The 22,183-nt window shown below is 60.8% G+C and carries 18 protein-coding genes; 9 read left to right on the top strand and 9 right to left on the bottom strand.

The window, feature by feature from the left end; all coding sequences use genetic code 11:
- The first annotated feature begins 3 nt into the window (after window positions 1-3).
- Complete coding sequence (gene msrA / locus KCQ76_RS10570; RefSeq protein ID WP_046202083.1) at window positions 4-666, top strand: peptide-methionine (S)-S-oxide reductase MsrA; 663 nt, start codon at window positions 4-6, stop codon at window positions 664-666.
- Here msrA and KCQ76_RS10565 read toward each other — a convergent pair.
- Window positions 643-1,878, bottom strand: coding sequence for an MFS transporter (locus tag KCQ76_RS10565; RefSeq protein WP_046201863.1), 1,236 nt, complete (start codon window positions 1,876-1,878; stop codon window positions 643-645). The two genes, msrA and KCQ76_RS10565, sit on opposite strands and share 24 nt — an antisense overlap.
- Window positions 1,879-2,125: 247 nt before the next feature.
- Window positions 2,126-2,731 carry a superoxide dismutase gene (locus tag KCQ76_RS10560; protein WP_046201864.1) on the bottom strand — a complete coding sequence of 202 codons (606 nt, stop codon included), beginning with the start codon at window positions 2,729-2,731 and terminating at the stop codon, window positions 2,126-2,128.
- A gap of 488 nt (window positions 2,732-3,219) precedes the next feature.
- Here KCQ76_RS10560 and KCQ76_RS10555 point away from each other — a divergent pair, with 488 nt between their 5' ends.
- From KCQ76_RS10555 to KCQ76_RS10540, 4 genes are all read left to right on the top strand, one after another.
- Window positions 3,220-4,206 carry an L-lactate dehydrogenase gene (locus tag KCQ76_RS10555; protein WP_046201865.1) on the top strand — a complete coding sequence of 329 codons (987 nt, stop codon included), beginning with the start codon at window positions 3,220-3,222 and terminating at the stop codon, window positions 4,204-4,206.
- Between the two features lie 42 nt (window positions 4,207-4,248).
- A complete protein-coding gene (locus tag KCQ76_RS10550; protein WP_052722422.1) occupies window positions 4,249-6,258 on the top strand; it encodes a pyruvate kinase in 2,010 nt (669 codons plus the stop codon).
- Between the two features lie 38 nt (window positions 6,259-6,296).
- A complete protein-coding gene (locus KCQ76_RS10545; protein ID WP_046201866.1) occupies window positions 6,297-7,040 on the top strand; it encodes a glycerophosphodiester phosphodiesterase in 744 nt (247 codons plus the stop codon).
- Between the two features lie 137 nt (window positions 7,041-7,177).
- Window positions 7,178-8,098: a DUF5926 family protein gene (locus KCQ76_RS10540; RefSeq protein ID WP_231725419.1), complete on the top strand. Its 921-nt coding sequence runs from the start codon at window positions 7,178-7,180 to the stop codon at window positions 8,096-8,098.
- Window positions 8,099-8,102: 4 nt separating this feature from the next.
- Here KCQ76_RS10540 and KCQ76_RS10930 read toward each other — a convergent pair whose 3' ends face one another.
- The 5 genes from KCQ76_RS10930 to KCQ76_RS10520 all read right to left on the bottom strand — a co-directional run bounded on the left by KCQ76_RS10930 (window position 8,103) and on the right by KCQ76_RS10520 (window position 14,991).
- On the bottom strand, window positions 8,103-8,975 hold the full coding sequence (locus KCQ76_RS10930; RefSeq protein WP_046201868.1) for an LCP family protein: 873 nt from the start codon (window positions 8,973-8,975) through the stop codon (window positions 8,103-8,105).
- A 167-nt stretch (window positions 8,976-9,142) separates the two neighbouring features.
- Window positions 9,143-9,541 (bottom strand): hypothetical protein, encoded by a 399-nt coding sequence (locus KCQ76_RS10925; RefSeq protein WP_046201869.1) that lies wholly within the window; start codon window positions 9,539-9,541, stop codon window positions 9,143-9,145.
- A 26-nt stretch (window positions 9,542-9,567) separates the two neighbouring features.
- On the bottom strand, window positions 9,568-12,528 hold the full coding sequence (locus KCQ76_RS10530) for a glycosyltransferase family 87 protein (RefSeq protein ID WP_221914868.1): 2,961 nt from the start codon (window positions 12,526-12,528) through the stop codon (window positions 9,568-9,570).
- Between the two features lie 254 nt (window positions 12,529-12,782).
- On the bottom strand, window positions 12,783-13,553 hold the full coding sequence (locus tag KCQ76_RS10525; RefSeq protein ID WP_374042376.1) for a CPBP family intramembrane glutamic endopeptidase: 771 nt from the start codon (window positions 13,551-13,553) through the stop codon (window positions 12,783-12,785).
- Window positions 13,528-14,991 carry an amidase gene (locus KCQ76_RS10520; protein WP_052723028.1) on the bottom strand — a complete coding sequence of 488 codons (1,464 nt, stop codon included), beginning with the start codon at window positions 14,989-14,991 and terminating at the stop codon, window positions 13,528-13,530. The genes KCQ76_RS10525 and KCQ76_RS10520 overlap by 26 nt, the downstream gene beginning before the upstream one ends.
- A 114-nt stretch (window positions 14,992-15,105) precedes the next feature.
- On the opposite strand from KCQ76_RS10520, the gene KCQ76_RS11210 reads away from it, so the two are divergent.
- From KCQ76_RS11210 to KCQ76_RS10505, 4 genes are all read left to right on the top strand, one after another.
- Window positions 15,106-15,354, top strand: a complete 249-nt coding sequence (locus KCQ76_RS11210; RefSeq protein WP_236882139.1) for a hypothetical protein — start codon at window positions 15,106-15,108, stop codon at window positions 15,352-15,354.
- On the top strand, window positions 15,312-16,292 hold the full coding sequence (pheA, locus tag KCQ76_RS10515) for a prephenate dehydratase (RefSeq protein ID WP_373369124.1): 981 nt from the start codon (window positions 15,312-15,314) through the stop codon (window positions 16,290-16,292). Before KCQ76_RS11210 ends, pheA begins: the two co-directional genes overlap by 43 nt.
- Window positions 16,293-16,373: 81 nt before the next feature.
- Entirely contained in the window at window positions 16,374-17,300 is a 927-nt protein-coding gene (locus KCQ76_RS10915; RefSeq protein WP_046201871.1) for a histidine phosphatase family protein, read from the top strand.
- A gap of 72 nt (window positions 17,301-17,372) precedes the next feature.
- Complete coding sequence (locus KCQ76_RS10505; protein WP_046201872.1) at window positions 17,373-18,041, top strand: aminodeoxychorismate/anthranilate synthase component II; 669 nt, start codon at window positions 17,373-17,375, stop codon at window positions 18,039-18,041.
- A 105-nt stretch (window positions 18,042-18,146) separates the two neighbouring features.
- Here the strand turns inward: KCQ76_RS10505 and pknB are convergent, their stop codons facing one another.
- Both pknB and KCQ76_RS10495 read right to left on the bottom strand, forming a co-directional pair.
- A complete protein-coding gene (gene pknB, locus KCQ76_RS10500) occupies window positions 18,147-20,291 on the bottom strand; it encodes a Stk1 family PASTA domain-containing Ser/Thr kinase (RefSeq protein WP_046201873.1) in 2,145 nt (714 codons plus the stop codon).
- 3 nt (window positions 20,292-20,294) lie between these two features.
- A complete protein-coding gene (locus KCQ76_RS10495; protein WP_102215166.1) occupies window positions 20,295-22,181 on the bottom strand; it encodes a serine/threonine-protein kinase in 1,887 nt (628 codons plus the stop codon).
- Between the last annotated feature and the right edge of the window lie 2 nt (window positions 22,182-22,183).

Raw genomic sequence — 22,183 nt, 5'->3', positions numbered from 1 at the left:
CTCATGGGATTTCTTTTTGGCACTCAACCCACACCAACAAGCATCGTGAGCAGGGAAGATGCGCTCCCCGGGCGTGATGAACCTATCCTGCCACACCCCGCACCGCACACAGTTCTGGGAACACCCATCGACGGACCGTGGAAAGACGGGCAGCGCAGCGTCGTCGTGGGGCTCGGATGCTTTTGGGGAGCCGAAAAACTCTTCTGGGCGATCGATGGCGTAGAAAGCACAGCGGTCGGTTATGCCGGTGGGTATACACCGAACCCCACGTACCGGGAAGTATGCACAGGTCGGACCGGCCATGCCGAAACCGTCCGCATCATCTATGACCCCCACACAGTGTCCTTCGAGGATCTCATCCGCACATTTTTCGAGGCACACGACCCGACGCAGGGCTTTCGCCAGGGGAACGATGTGGGCACCCAGTATCGTTCCGTGATTTACGCACAGACCGAGGACGAAGTGCAGAAAGCCCGTGAGATAGCGGAGTCCTTCTCTCGCTCACTGGCCGACGCCGGCTATGGGGACATCACCACCGACATTTCTTTACTGAGCGACACACCGACGAAAACGATGTACCTCGCGGAAGATGAGCACCAGCAGTACCTGGATAAAAACCCCAATGGCTACTGCCCGGTTCACTCAACGGGAGTCGCCTGCCGGTGACGGTGTCGCTCGGGTCGATGGGGTGGTGCGCGCGATGAACAACGCAATCACTGTTGCTATGGCCAGCCCGGCAAGCAGCCACACGACGAGCCCACCCCACTCCCACGAGTGGAGAACATGGCCGGAGAGCCAGCCTACGATTGATGACCCCATGTAGTAGCAGAACAAATACATCGACGACGCTTCCGCCCGGTTGGTCGTAGCAACCACTCCGACCCACCCCGACGCCACGGAATGGGCCGCGAAGAAACACGCCGTGAATAGTAAAATTCCCAGGATGCTACTGATGAGCTCGGGGGAAAACAGTACAGCCATGCCGATCATCATGCCGACAATCGACCCGACAAGGACACGCGCCCGCCCGAACTTCTGGACCATCGTCCCGGCCTGCGTCGCACTCCACGTTCCGGAGAGATAGAGGAAGAAGATAGCGCCGGCGACGCCCTCGCTGAGACCAAAGTGTCCTGTCAAACGGTAGCCAACATAGTCATATAGCGACACGAAGGCACCCATGAAAAGGAAAGCAAGGGTGAACAGCGCACTCAAGCGCGGGTTTTTCACGTGCTGGGCAATGGCGCTGAACTCCGATTGAAACGTCAAACGCTTAGGCTGGAAACGCTGTTGATCGGGAAGCGCCCATGACGTGATAAAGGCAAAGATAATGGCTACCGCCACGGTAGCCGCGAGCGCCCATCGCCACGATGCGAACTCCAGGACGCCAGCGGGAATGACGCGGCCGGACAGCCCACCCACCGACGTCCCCGCAACGTATAACCCCATCACGTGAGGAACGTGTTTCGGGTGAATCTCCTCCGAAAGATACGCCATCGCCGTCGCTGGAACCCCCGCAACAGCGATGCCTTGCAGTCCACGCAAGGTAATCAGCATGCCGACCGACGTCGAGAAGGGGAGAAGGAGACCCAGCAAGGTAGCGGATAGGGCACTGAGCATGATGACTCGTTTGCGTCCGAAGCGCTCTGAAATGACCGACGCTGGAATGATGGACAGCGCGAGCATCCCCGTCGTCGCGGAGACGGTTAGTGATGCCGTTGCCGGCGTGACATGGAGGTCCTCGGACAGCACGGGGAGGAGAGCCTGTGTGCAGTAGAGGGCATTGAATGATGCCAACCCAGCGCCCACCATCGCCAAGATGACTTTGCGGTACATGGGGGATTGTGGCGTGTACCCGTCAGGTAAGCCCTGAGTGGCCATAGTGTGACACCTGATTTCCCGGCTCGACGCTAGATGTGCCTGACGTTGGATCTACCTGACGGTAGATATCCCTTTTGCTTGATAGACCTATTGTAAGTCCCGCTGTGTGCGTGGTTATGTGGGCCACGTATGGCAAGCCGCGTATGAAAAGAAGAGGCACCCGCAGGTGCCTCTTCCTCTAACGCTTCTTACCGTGGCCGCCTATCTATCGTGGCCACGCGTGTGACCAGAAAGTGGCCATAGGGCATTACTTTGACTTGGCCCGTGCGTAGCGCTCTGCCACATCCGCCCAGTTGAAGACGTTCCATACGGCCTTGACGTAATCAGCCTTCACGTTCTTGTACTGGAGGTAGAAGGCGTGCTCCCACATGTCCAGCATCAGTAGTGGGGTGAAGTCAACGGAAACGTTGCCCTGCTGGTCGGTCAGCTGCTCGATAATGAGGCGACCAGCGATGTGGTCGTATCCGAGAACGGCCCAGCCGGATCCCTGAAGGCCAGTAGCAGCAGCGGAGAAGTGATCCTTGAACTTCTCGAAGGAGCCGAAGTCGCGGTTGATAGCCTCGGCCAGCTCACCGGTCGGCTCGCCGCCACCGTTCGGGGAAAGGTTCTTCCAGAAGATGGAGTGGTTGGTGTGACCACCAAGGTTGAAGGCAAGGTTCTTGGAGAGTGCGCGAATCTCGTTGGCGTCTGCCCCTTCTTCGCGGGCCTTCTCTAGCTTCTCCAGCGCAGTGTTTGCGCCAGCAACGTAGGTTGCATGGTGCTTGTCGTGGTGAAGCTGCATAATCTCGCCAGAGATGTGAGGCTCGAGAGCGTCGTAATCGTAGGGGAGATCAGGAAGTTCGTACACAGCCATTTCAGTACCTTTCGTTAATAGCTAACACGCGCCGCTAAAACCTGGCGCATTGTGATTTTCTCAACAGTGTGACTCGCACAACTAATTTGTGCGTGAAACCCAGTGTTGTGGAAGTCCGAGGGTTTCGCAACCTTTAACGTGAAGAAATTTTTCTTTATTCCGAAATGAAGACGATAAATGGGTGCAGGTCGAGGCCATAAAAGATGAAAAACACCCTATTAATCAGGACGAATCCATAAGATTAAGGTAGGCTGTGGATATGTGGGCTGTTGTGCCCTAAAAAAGGGGGAGAGGCGGCATAGAGCGCTCATGAGGAAACAAAAGAAACCCATATTCAATCAATAAGAACCGGGGGTATATGTTTGATTGCTTGTCAAAATACTAGCGTATTCGGGCAAAACCGGGCACAATAACACTGAAGAATACATCACGGCACATACGCGCCGTCGCACCATCTTTTTCAGATCTCATTCCTTGGAGGAATTCTCATGGCAGATCAAGAACACCGCCGCCTTGGTAACAAAATCGTTCTAATTGGCGCTGGCGACGTCGGAATCGCCTACGCCTTCGCCCTCATCAACCAGGGTGTGTGCGACGAACTGGCCATTATTGACATCGACGAAAAGAAGACCGCCGGCAACGTCATGGACCTCAACCACGGCGTCGTGTGGGCATCGAGCCCGACCAACGTCAAGGTAGGCACCTACGACGACTGCGCCGACGCGGCGATGGTCGTCGTCTGCGCAGGCGCTGCACAGAAGCCAGGTGAAACCCGGCTGCAGCTCGTCGACAAGAACATTAAGATCCTGAACAGCATCATTGGAGATGTCATGAAGCACGATTTCGATGGCATCTTCCTCATTGCGTCGAACCCTGTCGACATCCTGACTTACGCCACCTGGAAGATTTCCGGCCTGCCCAAGGAACGCGTTATCGGTTCGGGCACGGTTCTGGACTCCGCACGGTTCCGCTCCATGCTGGGCGACATGTACGACGTTGCCCCGAGCTCCATTCACGCCTACATCATCGGTGAGCACGGCGACTCGGAACTCCCGGTGCTGTCCTCCTCGACCGTCGGCGGTGTGTCGATGCGCAAGAAGCTCGAAAAGGACCCCGAGCTGCACGGACGTTTGGAGAAGGTCTTTGAAGAGACCCGCGACGCCGCCTACACCATTATCGACGCCAAAGGCTCGACCTCCTTCGGTATCGGCATGGGCCTAGCTCGGATTACGCGTGCTGTCCTGCAGAACCAGAACGTCGTCCTTCCTGTTTCTGCATACCTGCAGGGTGAATACGGCGAAGACGACATCTACATCGGCACCCCGGCCCTGGTGAACCGTGGCGGAATCCACCGCGTTATCGAGCTGGAACTCGATGACCACGAAGCTGAGCAGATGAAGGCATCAGCTGCGCAACTGCGTGAAATCAAAGACCGCTTCTACGGCCCGAATGCCGATCAGGAAGCAACGAAGTAGTATTCGGTCGTACGAGAAATCCGCCGCTCCGGAGGGCACATAGTGGAACAGAATGGTCATAATGGTGAACTCAACGATGCCAGCACGTCAGGGGCATCGTCGTCGAAGGCAACGACGACAAATTCAGCGACGACCTCACTGAATGAGTTGATCCGTGGTGTCAGTAGCCTCCTGACCATGCTCAGTGAGGTCGACCACGATAAACGCGACCTAATCGACGCCGCAGACGCGGAACACCGTGAGGGGGCTCGCAATGTGCAGCACTTCGCGCGCCTCCAGGCCGATGATGCCCGCCACATTATTGCCCAACTGCGGGCGGTAGGAATCCGTGTATCCGACCAGGCTCCTGTTGCCGACCAACTCCGCGCGGCGAAAACTCTGCTGCAGAACCTGGGTGGACAGTCCAGTGACGACGGCAGTGCCGACTGTGCTGCCGAGGGCGAAGGCTATGATATCGCCCGTCTAGCTGCAGCGATTGAGCGTTCCCAGGAACAGCTAGCGTCCAACAGCTCTGCTCTGTTGGGTGAACCCCGGGATGGCATGCCGAGCTGCGTCATGGTAACTCTCCCCACTGAAGCAGCCGACGATCCCGACCTTGTCCAGTCCTTCGCCGACGCGGGGATGGACATCGCCCGGATTAACTGCGCGCACGATACTCCCGAAGCCTGGCGGGCAATGGCAGCGAACGTCCGTGCCGCCAGCGCACGCGTCGGCCGCGAAATCAAAATCTCCATGGACCTGCCGGGGCCGAAACTGCGGGTCGGGGCTATCGAACCCGGCCCGCGGATCGCGCGTACCCGCGTGACCAGGACGAAGACCGGGCGGATTTTGACTCCCTCCAAGCTGTGGATCACCCCGTTTGACCACAACGCCACGACACCGGCGCCTGTGCCCGAGGGCCTTCCTGGCCGTCCGACGCTGGCCATCCAGGTCGATCCGGAATGGTTGCAGACGGTCAACGAGGGCGATGAGCTATCCATGTTGGATGCTCGCGGATCCAAGCGCTATATGACCGTGCACAAGGTCACTGACGAGGGAGTGCTTGCCTACGGACGCCAAAACGTCTACTTGGCCAATGGCAGCCTGGTCGCATGCCAGTACATCAAAACTCGGATCCACGGGATCGGGCGCTCTGAGCAGCGTGTTCACGTCGACGTTGGGTCACGCCTGACGCTGACCAGCGACCCTACGCCCACCGACCCGACGGACGATATCCCCGCCATCAACTGTGGTGAGCCACAAGCTATCCGTAGTCTGGACGTCGGTTCCCGGGTTCTTTTCGACGACGCGAAAATCGAGTGCGAAGTTACCTCCGTCACCCGCGCCGGTGAGAAGGACGCCGAGGACAACACCGCGGAGTACGATTCCGTGGAACTCGTCGCCGTTCACACCCGTGAAGGCGGGAAGAACCTGCGTGAAGGTCGTGGGATTCACTTCCCCGGCATCCACGTTCCGCTGCCCGCGATGACCGACGAGGATCGCGCCATCCTCCCTGAGATCGTTCGCACGGCAGACATCATTGCGCCGAGCTACGTCCGCTCCGCCGAGGACCTCACGGAAATTCTCGACGCCATCGAGAAAGAAATCGACGTAGCAGCGTCGGAAAGCGAAGACCCCGCCGCAGTTAGCGCGCGCATTCGGAACCTTGGCGTTATGCTGAAGATCGAATCCGAAGAATGCTACAATGACCTACCTAATGTGGTGACCGAACTGCTCCGTCACAGGAACTCGGGCGTCATGATTGCTCGTGGTGACCTCGCGATGGAACTCGGCTTCAGCCGCATGTCCGAAGCCCGCGAACAGATCATGGACGTGGCGAATGCTGCTCACATTCCCACTATCTTCGCGACGCAAGTCCTCGAAACCATGGCGAAATCCGGGCTGCCCTCACGCGCAGAGATCACCGATGCCGACGTTGCGCTGCGTACCCAAGGCGTCATGCTGAACAAAGGAACGCACATTCCGGATGCCATCAACATCCTCAACAGGATCGGTAAAGCGCTCAACACCAGTGACAATTCTCTAGATTCACGAAGCCGAGGACGGGCCTAACGAGCACACGGCTGGCTCGGCGGAAAGAAAGAGAACCGATGGAGATCATCGCCCACCGCGGAGCCAGCTGCGACCACCCCGAACAGACACTCGCTGCCTACGATGCCGCGCTCTCCGAAGGAGCCGACGGCATAGAATGCGATATCCGCCTCACCAAAGACGGACACCTCGTATGCTCACACGACCGAACATTTGAACGCGTCGCGGGAGATAAACGCCCCATCGCGGAACTCACCCGCGATGACCTCCCCAGTATCAACGTGGGCACCACCGCGGAACCGCAACAACCGTTGCTTTTTAGTACGCTCCTGGATCTCGTTGAGGACACAGACTGCGGACTGTTTGTCGAAACGAAGCACCCGTCGGGATATGGCGGACAGCTAGAAAAGACGCTGGTTTCGGTGCTTCGCGACCGTGGCCACGTCGACAATCCCCGGCTGCACGTCATCTCCTTTTCAGCCATGTCGCTCGCGAGAATGCGGCACCTTGAGCCCTCTGTACACCGCATTCTGTTGCGGCGCGAAATTCAGCGCCCGCTCGGACCCATTCTCTGGCGAATGGATATTCCGCAGGCGTATGGACCGTCCATCGTGAACGCGAAGCTGCGTCCGGGGCTGATTCGGCGTGGTGACGGTTGCTACACGTGGACCGTCAACACGAGAAATGACGTCATGTGGGCAGCTCAGCACGGGATTGATTGGTTGGCCACCGACAAGCCACGCCAAGCGCGCGAGTGGATGGATGAAGCGTCGGCCCAGGCTGAGTATCCGACGGCGAGTTGAGTGGGAACGCTGTCTCGCTTGGGGAGCGCCATGTTGTGTGGGGAGTACCGCGCCGCGTCGAAAAGCACGGGCCAGAAACTCCTGATTTGCTGCTACAAACTGGCTAGCTGGGGGAGTGGGCAGGTAGCCTAGGGCAGGTGTCAAGGAAGAAAAAGAAGAATGAGAATCTGCCCGAAGGAATGACCCGTCGCCAAGCGAAGTTGGCTAAGCGGGCCGCCGAACGTGCAGCACTAGAGCGTGACCCGCGACCATTCGGGGGTTTTGCGTCGGAAGCAGATCTTATTGCCATGCAGGAATTCGCCCCGTCCGCACGGGCGAAAATCTCGGTGAAGGGCGTGGACTACCCCGTCTACCTCGTGACCGTCCTGCCCGGAGCAACCGCCGCTATCGTGCGCGATACCGACGGCGACACTCCCCCTACCGCGTTCGTTGCCCTTCAGCGGCAGCACCGCGGGCCGAACCCCCACAAGGATCTAGCCCACACCCTTGTTTGGTTGCAGACTGCTCAACCAGGGCAAACGCTGGGAACATCCATTGCCGACGGCACCGAGCCGGAGTTGAGCGAGCTGATGGACCCCGCGCAGAAGCTCGACGTACAAGTCGAGAAGGACTTCGACTGGTGGCTCCCGGAGGGACAGACCATCGATCCTGCCATGCAGCAAAACATGAAGCAGGTCAATGAGTCGATGCTCCCGACCGAGAGAGTCGACGTATCCGCGCCGGGCGCGGTCTGGTGGACCGATGGCGGCGACAAAGGTTACATCCGCTGGATCCGACAGGATGACGAGGACGCGTTATTTACCGCGTTGGCCCGCCTGTACGCCGCTGGGGACTTGACCCTGGGCGAAGGCACACGCTTTGCCGGGGCGTTCCGCACCCACGGTGTTGCGGTGCCGGTTTTCGACGTCGATCCCACGGTAACGGCGCAAGAATTCCAGGAGCCTATTCAGGAACTGGCTGTTGCACTGGAAAAGGCGTTGGCCGTGGACACGCCGTTGACTGCCGACGAGCGCAAGGCGCGGGATACGATCCGCTCCCGCCAAGTGACTATCCGGTAGACGGCTAGCGCAACGACTTGAATAGTTCCTGTGCTCCGTCGTCGTCCCATATATCGACGTCCCCGACATCTGTGGATTCATAGGATGCGATGGGGATCGTTTCGTTACGTGGTGACATGCCCAACCCAATGCCCAGGCGCACGAGATTCCACACGTGATCGTGCTTGTCCACTGTGAAAGAATCCGTCATGCGGCTGACAAAAGGGAAGAAGCGGAACGGGTTGAGGAACGTGGTGGGGGATAGCGCCTTCTTCACCAGCGCGGCGAGGAACGTCCGCTGGTTCCGGGCGCGGCCGATGTCGCCGTCGTCCATCGAATGCCGTGACCGAACGAAGCCCAGGGCGGTGGGGCCATTAAGTTTCTGGCACCCCGGCTGCAGATTAATCCCAGCGAGCGGGTCATCCATGGGCTGCTCGACGCAGATTTTGACGCCGCCCACCGCATCGACAACCCCGGCAAACCCGCCGAAACCGATCTCCGCATAGTGGTCAATGCGCAGGCCAGTGGCCTGTTCCACCGTCTGCTGGAGGAGCTGCGGGCCGCCCAGAGCATACGAAGCGTTGACCTTGTCTTTCCCATGACCGGGCACATCGACGTATGAATCGCGGGGGATGGATACCATCGTCGCTTTCCCCACGAAGGGGATATGCACCAGGATGATGGAATCTGTGCGTCCGCCACCCGTATCGCCGCCGGTAGACAGCTCAGCCTGCTGATCCTCAGAGAGGCCATCACGCGAATCAGAGCCGACGAGCAGCCAGTTCGTTCCCGAACCGCCGCTGGGTCGTCCGCCATAATTCGCCAGAGCGTCAACGCGATGGAGGCGAAGATCCACCCACACCATCGTCCCGAGGGCAACGAGTATGAGGACGCCCAAGAGAGCTCCTAGCTTGCGCCACCACCCGGACGATCGCCACCAACGTCCACGGCTTGTGGCGGACGAAAGCCATCGACGGCCTCGGCTTGGGCCGGAAGGGTGGCCCTTCTCGGAGGGTCGGCTGCCGGTGGGAGGATAACTGGGCGCGCCGGTGCGTCGGTTATGCTCTACGATCCCACGAGGAGGCAACGGCTGAGAGTATCGACGGGAGCTCGAACTGTAGTCCCCGGGACGTCCATCACGGCGGCGTGGTGATTGAGGGGAATCGGTTCGCTCCGACTGCCCGCTTTGGTATCTCGCACGGGACGACGCAGGCCCCGGTTGCGCACGAAAGTGCTGGTATTCGTGCTTCTCGTGCCGCGCAGGAGAGCTCCCCCCGGAGTAGTCGACGCGAGACCCGTCGGCCCGGTTGCTGCCGGTACGCCTACTGTTTGCTTCGTGACGGTGACCCCCACCATCAGCACCGTTGCTCGAAGCTGCAGTGTTTTTCCCCGACCGGCGTCGGATAGGTCGCCCGTAGCGGTCGACGATCGGGCGGCCATCAGGGCCGCGGAGGTAATCGTCATCGCTAGTGGTATTCATGTGAATAATGTTACTGGGTGTGGCGTCGGCGCACGTGGTGGCGTCCACCCGATGCCCGCGGAGCATCCGTCACAACAGGTAGCGGAGCGGTCATATCATTGCGATACCTGTGGGACAGCGACGGCCCCGATGACCGCAGCCATTCGTCGTCACGGTCATGTGTTTGTCGCCACTGAGTGATGCGCGACCGTGTGCGTGGAGGGAGAACCGAGCCGGGCAGAAGGGCCATGATACACATCAGCAGAATGAGCCCAATGAGGGCGATTAAGCCGCCGGACTGAACATGGACCTTCGCCTGGGCCGCGGCCCCCACCACATCGGAGAGGGGCGGGACGAAGAACAGGCTCAAACCGATGGTGAGAAAACCGGCCAGGCGACGACGTTCCGCCAGGACTATGGACCCGAAGGCGGGGAGTAGCGCAACCTGGAAATAGTGGGTCCACACCAGCCCAGAGTAAGCCGTCGCGATGCTGGTAATTCCCACCATGAACAGCGGGAACGCATATTCCCGACGCACATACGCGGCTGCGAGGACCAGAATGGCGAGCAACGCTGCCAGGATGAGCGGAATCACCACTACCCAGGTCGGTGGATTGCGGATGATGGGCACCCAGACGTTGTCGTCGTCGCCAAGATGGCTTCTCAACATAATCGACGCGAAACTCTGGCTCTCCAGGGCGACAACGCGGGCGGAGGATAGGTCGTGAATAACACGGATCCAGGTGCGGAATACGTCCGTTCCTAGCGCGACCAGCGACACGAGGAACGCCACCACAGTGGTGACGACGGCGACGCCGGCTGTACGGCGTGACCGACGGAAAAGGAACATTGCGGTGATCAGAGCGAAAGGACTGAGCTTCACGACGCTGACCAAGCCGAGCACAATGCCCGCCGAGCGGGGACGAGTGCGCGCAGCGGCGATCGCGTAGGCGATGCCCGCGTAGATCAGCGGGCTTGTTTGGCCCAGACGAATAGCCATGGAAAAAGGCGCTGAGACCCAGGCCACCACAACGACGGGCAGCAGGAGAACGAGCGGGATAGGCCGCCCCACCCAGACGCGATAGGCGCAGGCGACAGTGATCACCATGGCCCAGCCAGAGAAGAATCCCAGCGCGAGCGTTGAAAAGTCGTAGCTCATGATGCGGGTGATGAGGCTCATCACTTCGGCCACGATCGGCGCCTGAATAAACGGGTGAGGCAAGGGGGATGTCACGTGCTCATTGGCAAATGGTGCCCAGTACTCCCCGGCCCAGCGTGCAAAATCCTGATGGTTGTAATCGTAAATATGGTTCTTATCGCCTTGCGCGACGAGCTTGCCGGCGATCCACAGTGAGGACCAATCATCTGTCTGTCGGTGGGAGTTCCACGCCAAGACAGTGACAAGGCCAGAGAGCACAGCAACGATATGGCCCATTCTGCCGACGATGTGGCCACGCTGACGTGGCGATGAGCCAGAGATGAAGGTGGAATGGGGTGCGTTAGCGTGGGCGAAGCAGCGGGCGACTGCGGACCGTGCGCGTGGGGTGGAGCGATTGGCTATGGGTGTGCTGGTGCGCCTCGTTGCAGATGCCCCCGCACCCCACGGCGCCCGAAACTCCGGTGCAGAGTTGGGGAGCCCAGCGCTAGCCGCCCGACGTGCGGGCACCACAACGGCGGCTGCCAGCAAGAACAGCATGATAATCGTCGCCATTAAAGCCCCGCCAGGGACATAAAAGCCTGTTTGAGCAAAGTAGCGGTTATCGTGCTGCGACGAAATAACGTCGGAAAGCGGAGGGAAATAGAGGACACTGATCATCGCAATGCAGGCCACCGCCCACCTGCGGCGCGCGGTCAGCGCGAACACGCCGAAGGCCGGCAACACAACGATGATGAAATAGTGCGTCCACACGAAGCCGGAGAAACACGTGGCCACGCACATGGCGCCCACCATGATGATCTCGAAGGCCCGCCCCCGACAGCGGTACGCCGCGATGGCCAAGGCCAGGGCAATCACGGCGGCCAGCATCATTGGTGTGACCACCATCCAGCCGGGCGTGTCCTGGATAATCGGCGCGCCCGCGGGGCCCTCGTCGATAAGATGGCGCTTCATGATTGACACGAAGGTCTGGCTCGTCGGTGCGATCACTTTGAACGTGGAGAACATGTGAACCCGCGCACGCCAGATTTCGTGCAACGGCCACCCCACGGTCAGCACAGAAAACCCGAAGCAGAGAGCCGTTGTCGCGATCGCAATGAGTGACGTCCGGCGTGAACGACGAAACAGCAGCATCAGAGGGATAAGAGCCAACGGCGTGAGCTTAATGACACTGACCGCACCTAGCACAATGCCCGCTGACCAGGGATGACGACGCGCTGCCGCGATGCTATAGGCGATCCCAGCGGTGACCAAGGGCGTCGTTTGTCCCAATGTGATCGACCACTGGAATGGGGTGGAAAGCCACACCACCACCGTGACGCCGACCAACACGCCCATGGGGATCGGGCGGTGAAACCACACATAAAATGCGCTGGCCACCAGCACGACCAGCGCCCATCCCGACGCCACCGTCAAGAAGAACACCGATGTGTGGAATGACATTACGAATGTCAGGGCCTCAGCCATTTGGGCAACGAATGGTGCCTGAACAAACGGATGCGGTGAGGCTGATGTGACATCTTGCTGGGCGAACGGCTGCCAGAAAGGGCCTGCCCAGGCAGCGAAATCGTCGGGGGCGTAGTCGTAGATGTGCGGATCATCACCCTGGCGGAGGAGCTTGCCGGCGATCCACAACGCGGCCCAGTCGCCGTTCTCACGTGGGCCGTGCCAGATTAATTGCGTCAGAAGCCCGACAAGGAGGCCCAACACATGGGCCGGCCACCCGATAATCGCGGCTGAGCTGCTCTCCGAACCGCGGGTGTGTGTTCTGCTTAGTGCTTCACGGGCACGGCCGGTGCCAAACCGGCTACCACTCCGAAGCGACAAAGCAGGCACAAAATTTCCTTCCGACAAAAGTATCGCTTACCAGTGATAACGCTGGCAGCACCCCGGCGACGGCAGGGGATGTTCCGGCCTAGCGATGATGACGCTCAGGCTCTGGGGCTGCGCTCACCCGGTTCATGCTCATCCGGTTCATGCTCATCCGGTTTTGCGGAATCTGCAGGTGACGCAGCTACAGGTGAAACCAAGCGTTGAGTATATCGAAACGCGTGGGGCCAGAGTTACACGGCCTTGTGGGGGCACATCATCTAGAGCCCTAGCCACGGCAGATGCCCCGCGAGCAGCGCCGCGCCCACAAATGCCACGCAATCAATTACCGCATGAGCAATGATCAGCGGCCACACACGGCCTGTGCGTTCGAAATACGTTCCGAAAATCAGCCCCATGATCGCGTTCCCCACGCCCGCGCTCGGCCCCTGGTACACGTGGTACAAGCCTCTCAACAGCGCCGAGGTGACCACGCGCGGCGCCCCCGACACACCACACTGAGCCAAACGGGTCTGCAACCACCCCACTACGACCACTTCCTCGGCCCAGGCCGTCGCGCACGCGGAAATGATCAGCAACACGTACGACCACCAGGCACGGACCCCCGCCGCAGGATCAACCGTCGCCGACAAATCCCACGCGCGAGCTACGCCATAAAAGCACAGCCCGGGCAGGCCAATCGCCACAGCGGCCGCCAGCCCATGCCACACGTCGGACAGTCCGGACCAGCGCAAAAACCGCACAGGATTCGTCGTCACAGGATGAACCCACAACATATACACAGCCAGCGCGCCCCAGGCCACCAAGGTCCCTGCCGACAACACCTGCAGCGACACATCAAGCCAGGCGACCGGCGCCTGCGAAGGATTCAACTGCGCGGTCTGGCCCTTCAGCGGTGTCGGAGAGGCCAGCGCCTGCACCAGGCGCAGCGCCGCCCGCAGCCCCGACATCCCGAATGTCACGGCCAGGACAATGACAATTTCCCAGCGCAGCGTCGCGATGGAGCTACTTTTCGACGACAAGCCCGACACCAAGAACCTCCCACGGCGACACACGATCCCCCACGGCGCCCACATGGACACTTACCGGCCATCCGTGCCACGGGCCCTCAATTGCCGTCGTCACGACGGGGACCGAAAGCCCAGCCCAGCCCGTCAAATTCCACAACGTACACCACGGGGTCCACGCGGTTTGCGCTGCAAAATCCTCCTCCGGAGGCAAGGCCGCGAACGTGCCCACCGGCGGAGGCGGATACGCAATGGTCGGGGTCAGCACAAGATCCACATTCGCCGCGTCAGACCATTGGCCGAGCACCAGATCCGGAAGCTCCCGAAGTCTGACCAGTGTCTCTTCATACTGCTCGGCCGTGATCGTCGCACCCAGGTCACGAAAATACGTGCTCAACGGGGACAACGCGCCATCAAGATTCCTGCACCGGTACGCCAGCACGATCCGCAGCAACTCAATGGTCTCCGGCGGATACGGGCTGGTCACGGGAACAACATCATGGCCCGCCGCCCTCACTCGATCAGCAGCAATCCGAAGCGCGCCTGTCATCAGGGAATTCGACGCCGGACGGGGCGCAGAGTGCGAAGCACCGTGGGGCGCTGGGTGCGGCGCATTCCGACCCACACTATGCAGCGGCTTCGTTAAAATTCCCACACGTAGACGTCGAGAAGGAACACTCACATTCGGCGTTCCCGGAACCCACTCAGTCCGAGTCACCCGCGGTTGACCAGGAAAAGTAATTAACGACGACGCCACCGCGATATCCGCCACCGTGCGCGCCAGAAAACCATCCGCGCGGAGCTGCCCATCGGTCGGATCGTGCGGAGGCTTAAACCCGACGATCCCGCAACAGGAGGCGGGGACGCGGATCGAGCCGCCACCATCGCTCCCATGCGCCACCGGGACGATGCCACGCGCAACCAGTGCCGCGGCCCCGCCCGACGAACCACCTGGTGTGCGCCCGGGCAACGCCGGATTAACAACCGTCGGCAGATGGGTCGGTTCCGTATAGCACGATAAGCCCAGCTCAGAGGTGGCCGATGCTCCGAAAATGGTGGCGCCGGCGTCCAATAACGCGTCCGCCACGGGGTCGTTCTTGTCCGGCACAGATACGCGGTCGGCCGAACCCTGTGTGCAGGGAATCCCCTGTACAGGGAGCAAATCCTTAATCGGAATGGGCAAGCCGGCGAACGGGCCACTACTGCGCTGAGCGCTGGGATAGGTGACGGGAATGTCATCCAGGGCAAAACCTAGCTCTTGTGTGCTCAGCCCGGTTGATTCCCGGGTGGCTTGCACACGGTCCTGCGCGAGGCCCGCCAACACGTTCGGGGAAAGATGCTGGTCACGATTGTGCTGGTCAGAAGGTGTCGTGGCCTCCTGGGTTCCGACGTGACGACGCCCACCGCGCACCATAGCGAGGATATCGGCCAAAGGGGCGTCCAACACGTCGTGGAAATCCATACCTGACAGCCTACGGGGAGGCGGATATGGTTGCGCCACCACCACCTTGTCTATCTGATTCTTGATTCCTGGTGGTTTAGGGTTGAAGAGAACACCACGACATAGGCAGGTGGAATGAGTAGCGAGCAGTCAAGCAGCGTGGGCGCGCACCAAACCAGTCACACATCCGACACATCCGATCACGACATCCCCGTCGTCGCATTTCTTGGACCGTCAGGGACTTTTACGGAAATGGCCATGCTGGAATTCGCAGGTCATGGGTGGTGCGATACGCCACCCCAGGGCACTAGGACGGGGCTGCTGGGCCAGAAAGCAGTGGCGTGGAAGCCACCGAGCCCATCACCGCACGCGGCCACCGCATAGTTCCGCTCCCCGTCGATTCACCCCAATACGCTGTGGACGCTGTTATTCGTGGCCGCGCCGATTGGGCGTGCGTTGCCATTGAAAGCTCAGTTGAAGGCCCTGTCACCAGGACTTTCGATGCGCTCGCGGGGTCGCACCCGCTGCAGATCTACCGAGAAATTGCCATCCCGATTGCCTTCTCCATCCTCGCCCGGCCGGGCACCCGCCCCGAGGACATCGCCACCTGGAGTGCGCACCCCGTCGCCCGTCCCCAAGTGACATCGTGGATTGATCACCACCTCCCGCCGGCCGATTTCGTTGCCGCCCGATCCAACGCCGCAGCTGCAGAGATGGTCGCTCGAGGTGAGGTTGATGCTGCCGCAGCGCCTGCCCGCGCCGGGCAGCTGTACGGTTTGCACTCCTTAGCCGATAGCGTTGCCGACGTTGCCGGTGCGCAGACTCGCTTCGTGTTAGTGGGAAAGCCGGGCAAACCCACAGCTCATACGGGTCGTGATCGCACATCGGTCGTCTTTAACGTCCGCAATGAGCCGGGCGCGCTGGCTCGAACGCTCACGGTGGTGTCGTCGAATGGCGTGGATTTGACTCGTATTGAGTCCCGCCCCACGCGGAAAGCGTTGGGAGAATACCGCTTTTATATGGATATGAGCGGGCATATCTCTGATCCACATGTGGCGACGGCTTTGCAGCATTTGCATAGAACGGTCCAGGTGTTGCGCTTCCTCGGGTCATGGCCGATGGACGACGGGCCCCACGTGGCGACGACGTCTGGCCAAGCGGTTGCATCCGACACTGTAACGACGTCCGATACTGCGGGCCCGACGTCGATAATGAGTCCGGATAAACCGTCGACGGCAACTCCCGCTGAGTGGTTCACCGCGCAGGAGTGGGTTGCTCATCGCGCGGAAGGAACCGCCCCGGAGACCGATGTCCTGTGGTAAAGCGACACAACGTTGGACCGTCGAGCCGGCGGCACGTGGCGAGCGAGTACAGAATGATGACAAACGGCTGGAGGAAAACAGGTGAATAGCGTGGGTACAACAGTCAACAGCGGCACATCACACGGCCATGCATCGGAGGAGAAGCAGCAGAACGCGCCCCGCGGACGGCTGATTCTTTTCCGCCACGGGCAGACGACGTCCAACCTCATCACCGCTCTCGATACCGCTGTGCCTGGGGCCGATTTGACCTCAATGGGCGTTGAGCAGGCTTTTACCGGTGGCGAGCGAATCGTTGCCGACGGCACCCTCTCCGGAGCAGGCGCCGAGCACCAAAATCATGTCCCAGCGGGCTCACCGCGCCCGGTTATTATCAGCTCGGAAGCCCTCCGCGCCAGGAAAACCGCCCGGTTCGCCGCGCAGGGGATGGTGAACCAGGGCGCGTCGGTATTTACCGCGTCGCCGTCGCCGGAGGGGGTGAAGACCGCCCCCATCACGGCCGACCCGAACGATCCCACTGTACCGACGGCGATCCCGGGTTTGACCGAGGTTACCGCGGGTGATCTGGAAATGAACACCGACATGGAGTCGATACACACGTACCGCTACACCCAGTTGCAGTGGTCGTCGGGAAAGATGGATATGCGCATGCCCGGTGGGCAGTCCGGGTGGGAAACGCGCCGTCGCTTCCTGGTGGGCATTACCCCGATGCTGCCGCTCCTTGTCTCCGGTGCGGTGGGGTCGGATACGAACACCCCCAGTGACCTTATTGTGGTTGTTCACGGTTCGGTGATGCGCTTTATAGCTGGTCAGTTAGCCGGCGTGGAGGCCCATTTCGTGCAGGACGGCTATGTGTCAAATTGCCGGTGGATTGTGTTGGACTCCCCGGCATCGCTGGATCTGGGTGCTGCGTCGTACTCAGATGTTGATCAATCGTGCGGCTCGTGGCGGGTGAAGCAGTGGGCGTGGTTGCCGGGTGACCGTGTCCGGCTGAAGGGGTCTGCTCAGTAACCGGCGGTAACAGGGGCCAGTGATAGCTAGGTAGCTACGCTGTGGGCTCGAGGTGCCGTTAGTATTGCCGGTATGCGGATTCTCGTCGTCGATAATTATGACAGTTTTGTGTACAACCTTGTGCAGTACATCGGGCAGCTGGGGGAGACGTGCACGGTGTGGCGTAACGACGACGACCGTTTGGTGGATTCTGCGGAGGATCGGGCTGCGGGCCGGTCGGTTGTTCAGCGTTTCGACGGGGTGTTGATTTCGCCGGGGCCGGGGACGCCGTCGGCGGCGGGTCAGTCGATTCCGCTGATCAAGGCATGTATCCGTCATGAGGTCCCGATGCTCGGTGTCTGTTTGGGACATCAGGTGTTGGCCGAGGCTTTGGGCGGTTCGGTTGTCCGTGCGGACGAGTTGTTGCACGGGAAGACATCGCCGGTGTGGCACGACGGTACGGGTGTGATGCGGGGGTTGCCGGATCCCGTGACCGTGACGCGATATCACTCGTTGACGGTGGATGAGGCGTCGCTGCCGGAGGAATTGGTGGTGACCGGCCGGTCGGATTCGGGGATGGTGATGTCCATGCGGCATGCGTCGCTGCCTTTGCATGGTGTGCAGTTTCACCCGGAGTCGATCATGACGAGCTGCGGCCACCGGATTGTGGCGAATTGGATGGGGTGCGCTGGTTTCCCTGTCGACGAGGAACGCGTGCGTGAGCTGGAGAATCGGCACAACGCTGTCTTGTCGGGGCTGTAGGTCGCGTGAAAGTGACCAGGCAAGGTTTTTCTCAACCTGGTCCTGGTTGTGGCGAATTAGTGAACCGTACATGCGGTTGTGCACTAATTCACCAACCTCCCGCCTTTATGGCAGAAGGCTGAATGAGCCGACGCCGACGTCGATCGTGGAGTCTTTGTCGACAGCCTGACCAGCAGGGATCGACTGAGTCATGATCTCGTTGATCTTGGAGAGATCGTTCGTCTTCTGATCGTGCGTGGTCAACCGGGCAGTCCCACCGGTCCATCCGGCCGAGCGCAAGGCGGATAGCGCCTGGCTGGTGCTTTGCCCGACGAGGTTGGGCATCGTCAGCTGGTTACCGCGGGAGACCTGAAGTTCGATCGTTGCTCCCTTGGGCATCTGGTTGCCTTCGTTGGCGGTGCGGAGCACTGTGCCTTCGGGGCGGGTGGAATCGACTTCGGTGACCGTCACTTTGAACCCGGCACCTTCGAGGTTGCCGCGGGCGTCGTCGATCGATTGACCAGTGACGACGGGCACTCGGACGCGTTCCGGCCCAGTGGACACCGTGATGGTCACACTACTTCCCTTGGTGACGTGAGAACCCGATGCCGGCGTTTGATCGATAATTCGGCCGGAGGCCACACTGTCAGATGGCGCCTCTTTCACCGTTTGGTCGAGCACAAGCCCAGCTTCTTGAAGCAGCCGTGAAGCCTCTTGCGTGTCCTTCCCCGTCAGGTTCGGGACGTCGGTTTGCTCTTTTCCGGTGGAAATGGTGAGCGTGACCTGGGTGCCCTTGGGCACTTGCGATCCCGCTGCTGGGCTCGTGTCAATGACATGGCCCTTTTCGACGTCGGCATTAGACGCTTCCCGCGTTTTCACCTTGAACCCGGCGTCTTCGAGTTTGGCGATCGCGTCGTCCTCGGTGAGGTTCCGAACGTCGGGGATACTTATTTTTTTGTTGTCGTTAGTGTCGACGTGGGGGAGGCTGCTGCTCGTCGTGTTGTCGTGGTAGTAGGACCATGCAACGGCGCCACCGATTCCGAGGACGGCGAGGATAACGAGCGTCCAGATAATCCGTATCCATGTGGACAGTGCGCTGCGTTTCTTTTCGCCCTGCTCGGAGTGCTTGCTGGCGTGTTTGCCGCCGGAGTTCCGTATGGCAGTGTCGCTCCCTGCCGGTGCGACAGCCGCGTGTGCTCCTTGTGCTTGGCCGGGTGCGTCTGACGGGCCGGGTTGGGTTGCGTGGGCACCTTGGGCGGCCGCACTGTGCGGGCCGCTTCCAGCTGCGATCCCGGCAGCTCCAGCTGCTCCCGCGGCCCCTGCAGCGGGCATAACGGTGGTCGCGACGTCGCTGGGATCGTTCTGGTGGGGCATCGGGCTGTAAGGATTGGTCCGATGCTGTGCGGCCAGCGGTGTGCGGTGGCTAGCCAAACGTCGAAGGTCGTCGGCGAAATCGGCGGCATCGTCATAGCGGTCAGCCGGATCCTTCGCCATCGCTGTCATGATGACGGCGTCGACGTTGGTGGCAGTGGTCGGATTGAGCCTGATGCCGTCAACGTGTGATGGTGGCACCGGTGTGCTTTGCACGTGTTGATACGCGACGGAGAAGGGCGATTCGCCCTGGAACGGCGGCTGTCCCGTGATGAGTTCGTAGAGCACGCACCCGCTGGCGTAGATGTCGGACCGCGGGTCGGCGGAGTGCCCGCGCGCCTGCTCGGGTGAGAGGTATTGCGCTGTTCCGATGACGGCAGCGGTCTGCGTCATGGAGGACGTCGCGTCGCCAAGTGCCCGCGCGATGCCGAAGTCCATGACTTTGACGGACCCCGTGGCCGTAATCATGATGTTGGCGGGTTTGATGTCGCGGTGGACGATGCCCGATTCATGGGAGAAGTGGAGTGCGTCGGCAACGTCGGCCATGACGGTTGCGGCGTACTCGGGATCCAGGGGTCCGTCTTCGCGGATGATGTCGCGGAGGGTGCGTCCGCGGACGCGTTCCATGACGATGTAGGGGACGGAGCCGTCAGCTTCGCTTGTCTGCCCGGTGTCGTAGACGGCGACGATGGCGTGGTGGTTGAGCTTGGCGGCATTGAGTGCTTCACGGCGGAATCGTTCGAGGAACGTGGTGTCGCGTGCGAGGTCGGGCCGCATCATTTTGACGGCGACGTCGCGTCCGAGGAGGGTGTCGGTGCCGGCGTAGACGTCGGACATTCCTCCTGTGCCGATGATTTCGGAAAGTGTGTATCGGCCCCCTAGTAGGGTGTTTGAATCCATCGCTTAGACCCCGCTCCGAGCGCTGTTTCCGTTACTGGTTCCGTTGTGGGAGCTGTGGCCTTGCCCGGTGGTTCCTCCTGTCCCGGTTCCTCCGTTGATGGCGGAGTTTTGTTGGTTGGTGTTGCCGGATCCGCTGTTGCCGCCGTTGCTGTTTCCGCGGCTGCCGTTGTTTCCTGCGTTCCCGGACCCGTTGTTGGTGCCCCCGTTGGAGTTATTCCCGCCGGTGTTCGTGTTACCGGAGTTGCCGTCGGTGGTCCCGTTGTTTCCGTTTTCGCCTGTGGTGTCGTTGTCGGTACCGGGGGTGTTGTTCGTCCCTTGGTCTCCGGTTTCGGTCGGCTGAACAGGCCGGGTCTCAGTGCCGGGGTTGGTCTGTTGTTCCGTGTTGGTCCGCTGCGGCGGCTGGTAGGTCTCCGCCGGCGCGGTGTCATTGTCGTCGTTCTCACCAGGGACGACGGTGGTGATGACGCTGGTGACAGTTTCGCCAGTTTCGTCGCGCCCGCCATCGCGGTGAACACCGAAAGCCATCCATGCCCCAATAGCGACGACGATAAGGACGAGGAGCCCAATGAGCGTCCAGAGCCACCGCGTGGCCTTGGAGTTGTTGTTCTTGTTGGGCGCCGCGCCTTTGTTGGTGTTCCGGGCAGGACTTTGTCCGCGATTGGGCGTGCCACCAGGGCGGTTAGCAGCGGCTGCTGCCGCGCCGGGGGCTGCAGCGTTCTGCTGGGCTGCCGGGCTTATACGTGTGCCGTCGGAGGGGCCACGGTTAGTTGCCGCTCCGCCGAGTGATGGGTGGACGGTGCCGCCGGGTTGCGGCGCTGGCCCCTGGACCTTGGGAGCAGGGGTTTGAGGTTGTTCGGTGACCTGCGCAATGGATTCGCCAGGCGCTGTGGGCGAGACGAATTGCGCGGTCGGCTGGGGCTCACCATTGGTCGCGAACATGGCCGTGGGGGCGTCGGGCCCGCTGGGGGTGACCATGCCGTCTTGGTTAATTTGTTGATGAAGTGTTTCGGGCAGTGGCGGCATGTCGCCGTTGCGAACGTGGGCGACAGCCATGGTGAGTTCGGCACCATTGGCGTAGCGTGCGCGGGGGTCTTTGCGCAGCGCCGTCGCAATCAGTTCGCGAGTATTCCGCCCGATGCTCTCAGGCAGAGCAGGCGGCGTCGTGTTGATATGCGCGATGGCGACGGACACAGTGGAGTCGCCCCGGAACGGCCGCTGACCGGTCAGCATTTCGTAGCCGACAACGCCGAGCGAGTAAATATCGCTGGCAGGCCCCACTTTCATCCCCTGGGCTTGTTCAGGGGAGACATATTGCGCGGTGCCAACCACCATGCCGGTCCGCGTGAGTGGCACCGCTTCGGCGGCTTTGGCGATGCCGAAGTCCGCGACCTTGACCGTGCCGTCGGGTGTGATCAGCAGGTTGCCGGGCTTGATATCGCGGTGAACCATGCCGGCAGCGTGAATGGCCTGCAACCCGAGCGCGCTTTGCTGCAGCACGTCGAGTGCAAGTTTTTCGGGAAGTTTCTTTTCGCGCGCGAGGACGTCGGCAAGTGATTCGCCACGCACGTATTCCATGATGATGAAGCAGAAGGTCAGCCCTGCATCGAGGACTTCGCGGTAGGCGTGGGTGTGAACGACATTGGGGCTGTCGATGAGCGATGACGCGTTGGCTTCGTTCCGGAAGCGTTCGCGGAACTCGGTGTTGTCGGTGTACTCGGGTTTGAGAACTTTGATGGCGACGGGGTCGCCGGTGTCGTTGTCGGTGGCGAGCCACACGGTGGACATGCCGCCCCGGCCGATGATCCAGTTGAGGCGGTAGTGGGTTCCTACGAGGCGTTGAACGCGCTCAATGTCTGATCGATCCGGTTGGAGATCGTTGTCATTGGTCATGT

The sequence above is a fragment of the Corynebacterium parakroppenstedtii genome, assembly GCF_019754935.1.
GTDB classification, from domain to species: Bacteria; Actinomycetota; Actinomycetes; order Mycobacteriales; family Mycobacteriaceae; genus Corynebacterium; species Corynebacterium parakroppenstedtii.
The sequence above is the reverse complement of the archived record's forward strand: the minus strand, read 5'-3'. Positions and strand labels throughout refer to the sequence as shown.

Excerpts from the sequence above, each read along its gene's own strand:
- msrA (WP_046202083.1), top strand. The coding sequence starts at position 4 with ATGGGATTTCTTTTTGGCACTCAACCCACACCAACAAGCATCGTGAGC.
- KCQ76_RS10565 (WP_046201863.1), bottom strand. The coding sequence starts at position 1,878 with ATGGCCACTCAGGGCTTACCTGACGGGTACACGCCACAATCCCCCATG.
- KCQ76_RS10560 (WP_046201864.1), bottom strand. The coding sequence starts at position 2,731 with ATGGCTGTGTACGAACTTCCTGATCTCCCCTACGATTACGACGCTCTC.
- KCQ76_RS10555 (WP_046201865.1), top strand. The coding sequence starts at position 3,220 with ATGGCAGATCAAGAACACCGCCGCCTTGGTAACAAAATCGTTCTAATT.
- KCQ76_RS10545 (WP_046201866.1), top strand. The coding sequence starts at position 6,297 with ATGGAGATCATCGCCCACCGCGGAGCCAGCTGCGACCACCCCGAACAG.
- KCQ76_RS10925 (WP_046201869.1), bottom strand. The coding sequence starts at position 9,541 with ATGACGATTACCTCCGCGGCCCTGATGGCCGCCCGATCGTCGACCGCT.
- KCQ76_RS10520 (WP_052723028.1), bottom strand. The coding sequence starts at position 14,991 with ATGGATTTCCACGACGTGTTGGACGCCCCTTTGGCCGATATCCTCGCT.
- KCQ76_RS11210 (WP_236882139.1), top strand. The coding sequence starts at position 15,106 with ATGAGTAGCGAGCAGTCAAGCAGCGTGGGCGCGCACCAAACCAGTCAC.
- KCQ76_RS10505 (WP_046201872.1), top strand. The coding sequence starts at position 17,373 with ATGCGGATTCTCGTCGTCGATAATTATGACAGTTTTGTGTACAACCTT.
- pknB (WP_046201873.1), bottom strand. The coding sequence starts at position 20,291 with ATGGATTCAAACACCCTACTAGGGGGCCGATACACACTTTCCGAAATC.
- KCQ76_RS10495 (WP_102215166.1), bottom strand. The coding sequence starts at position 22,181 with ATGACCAATGACAACGATCTCCAACCGGATCGATCAGACATTGAGCGC.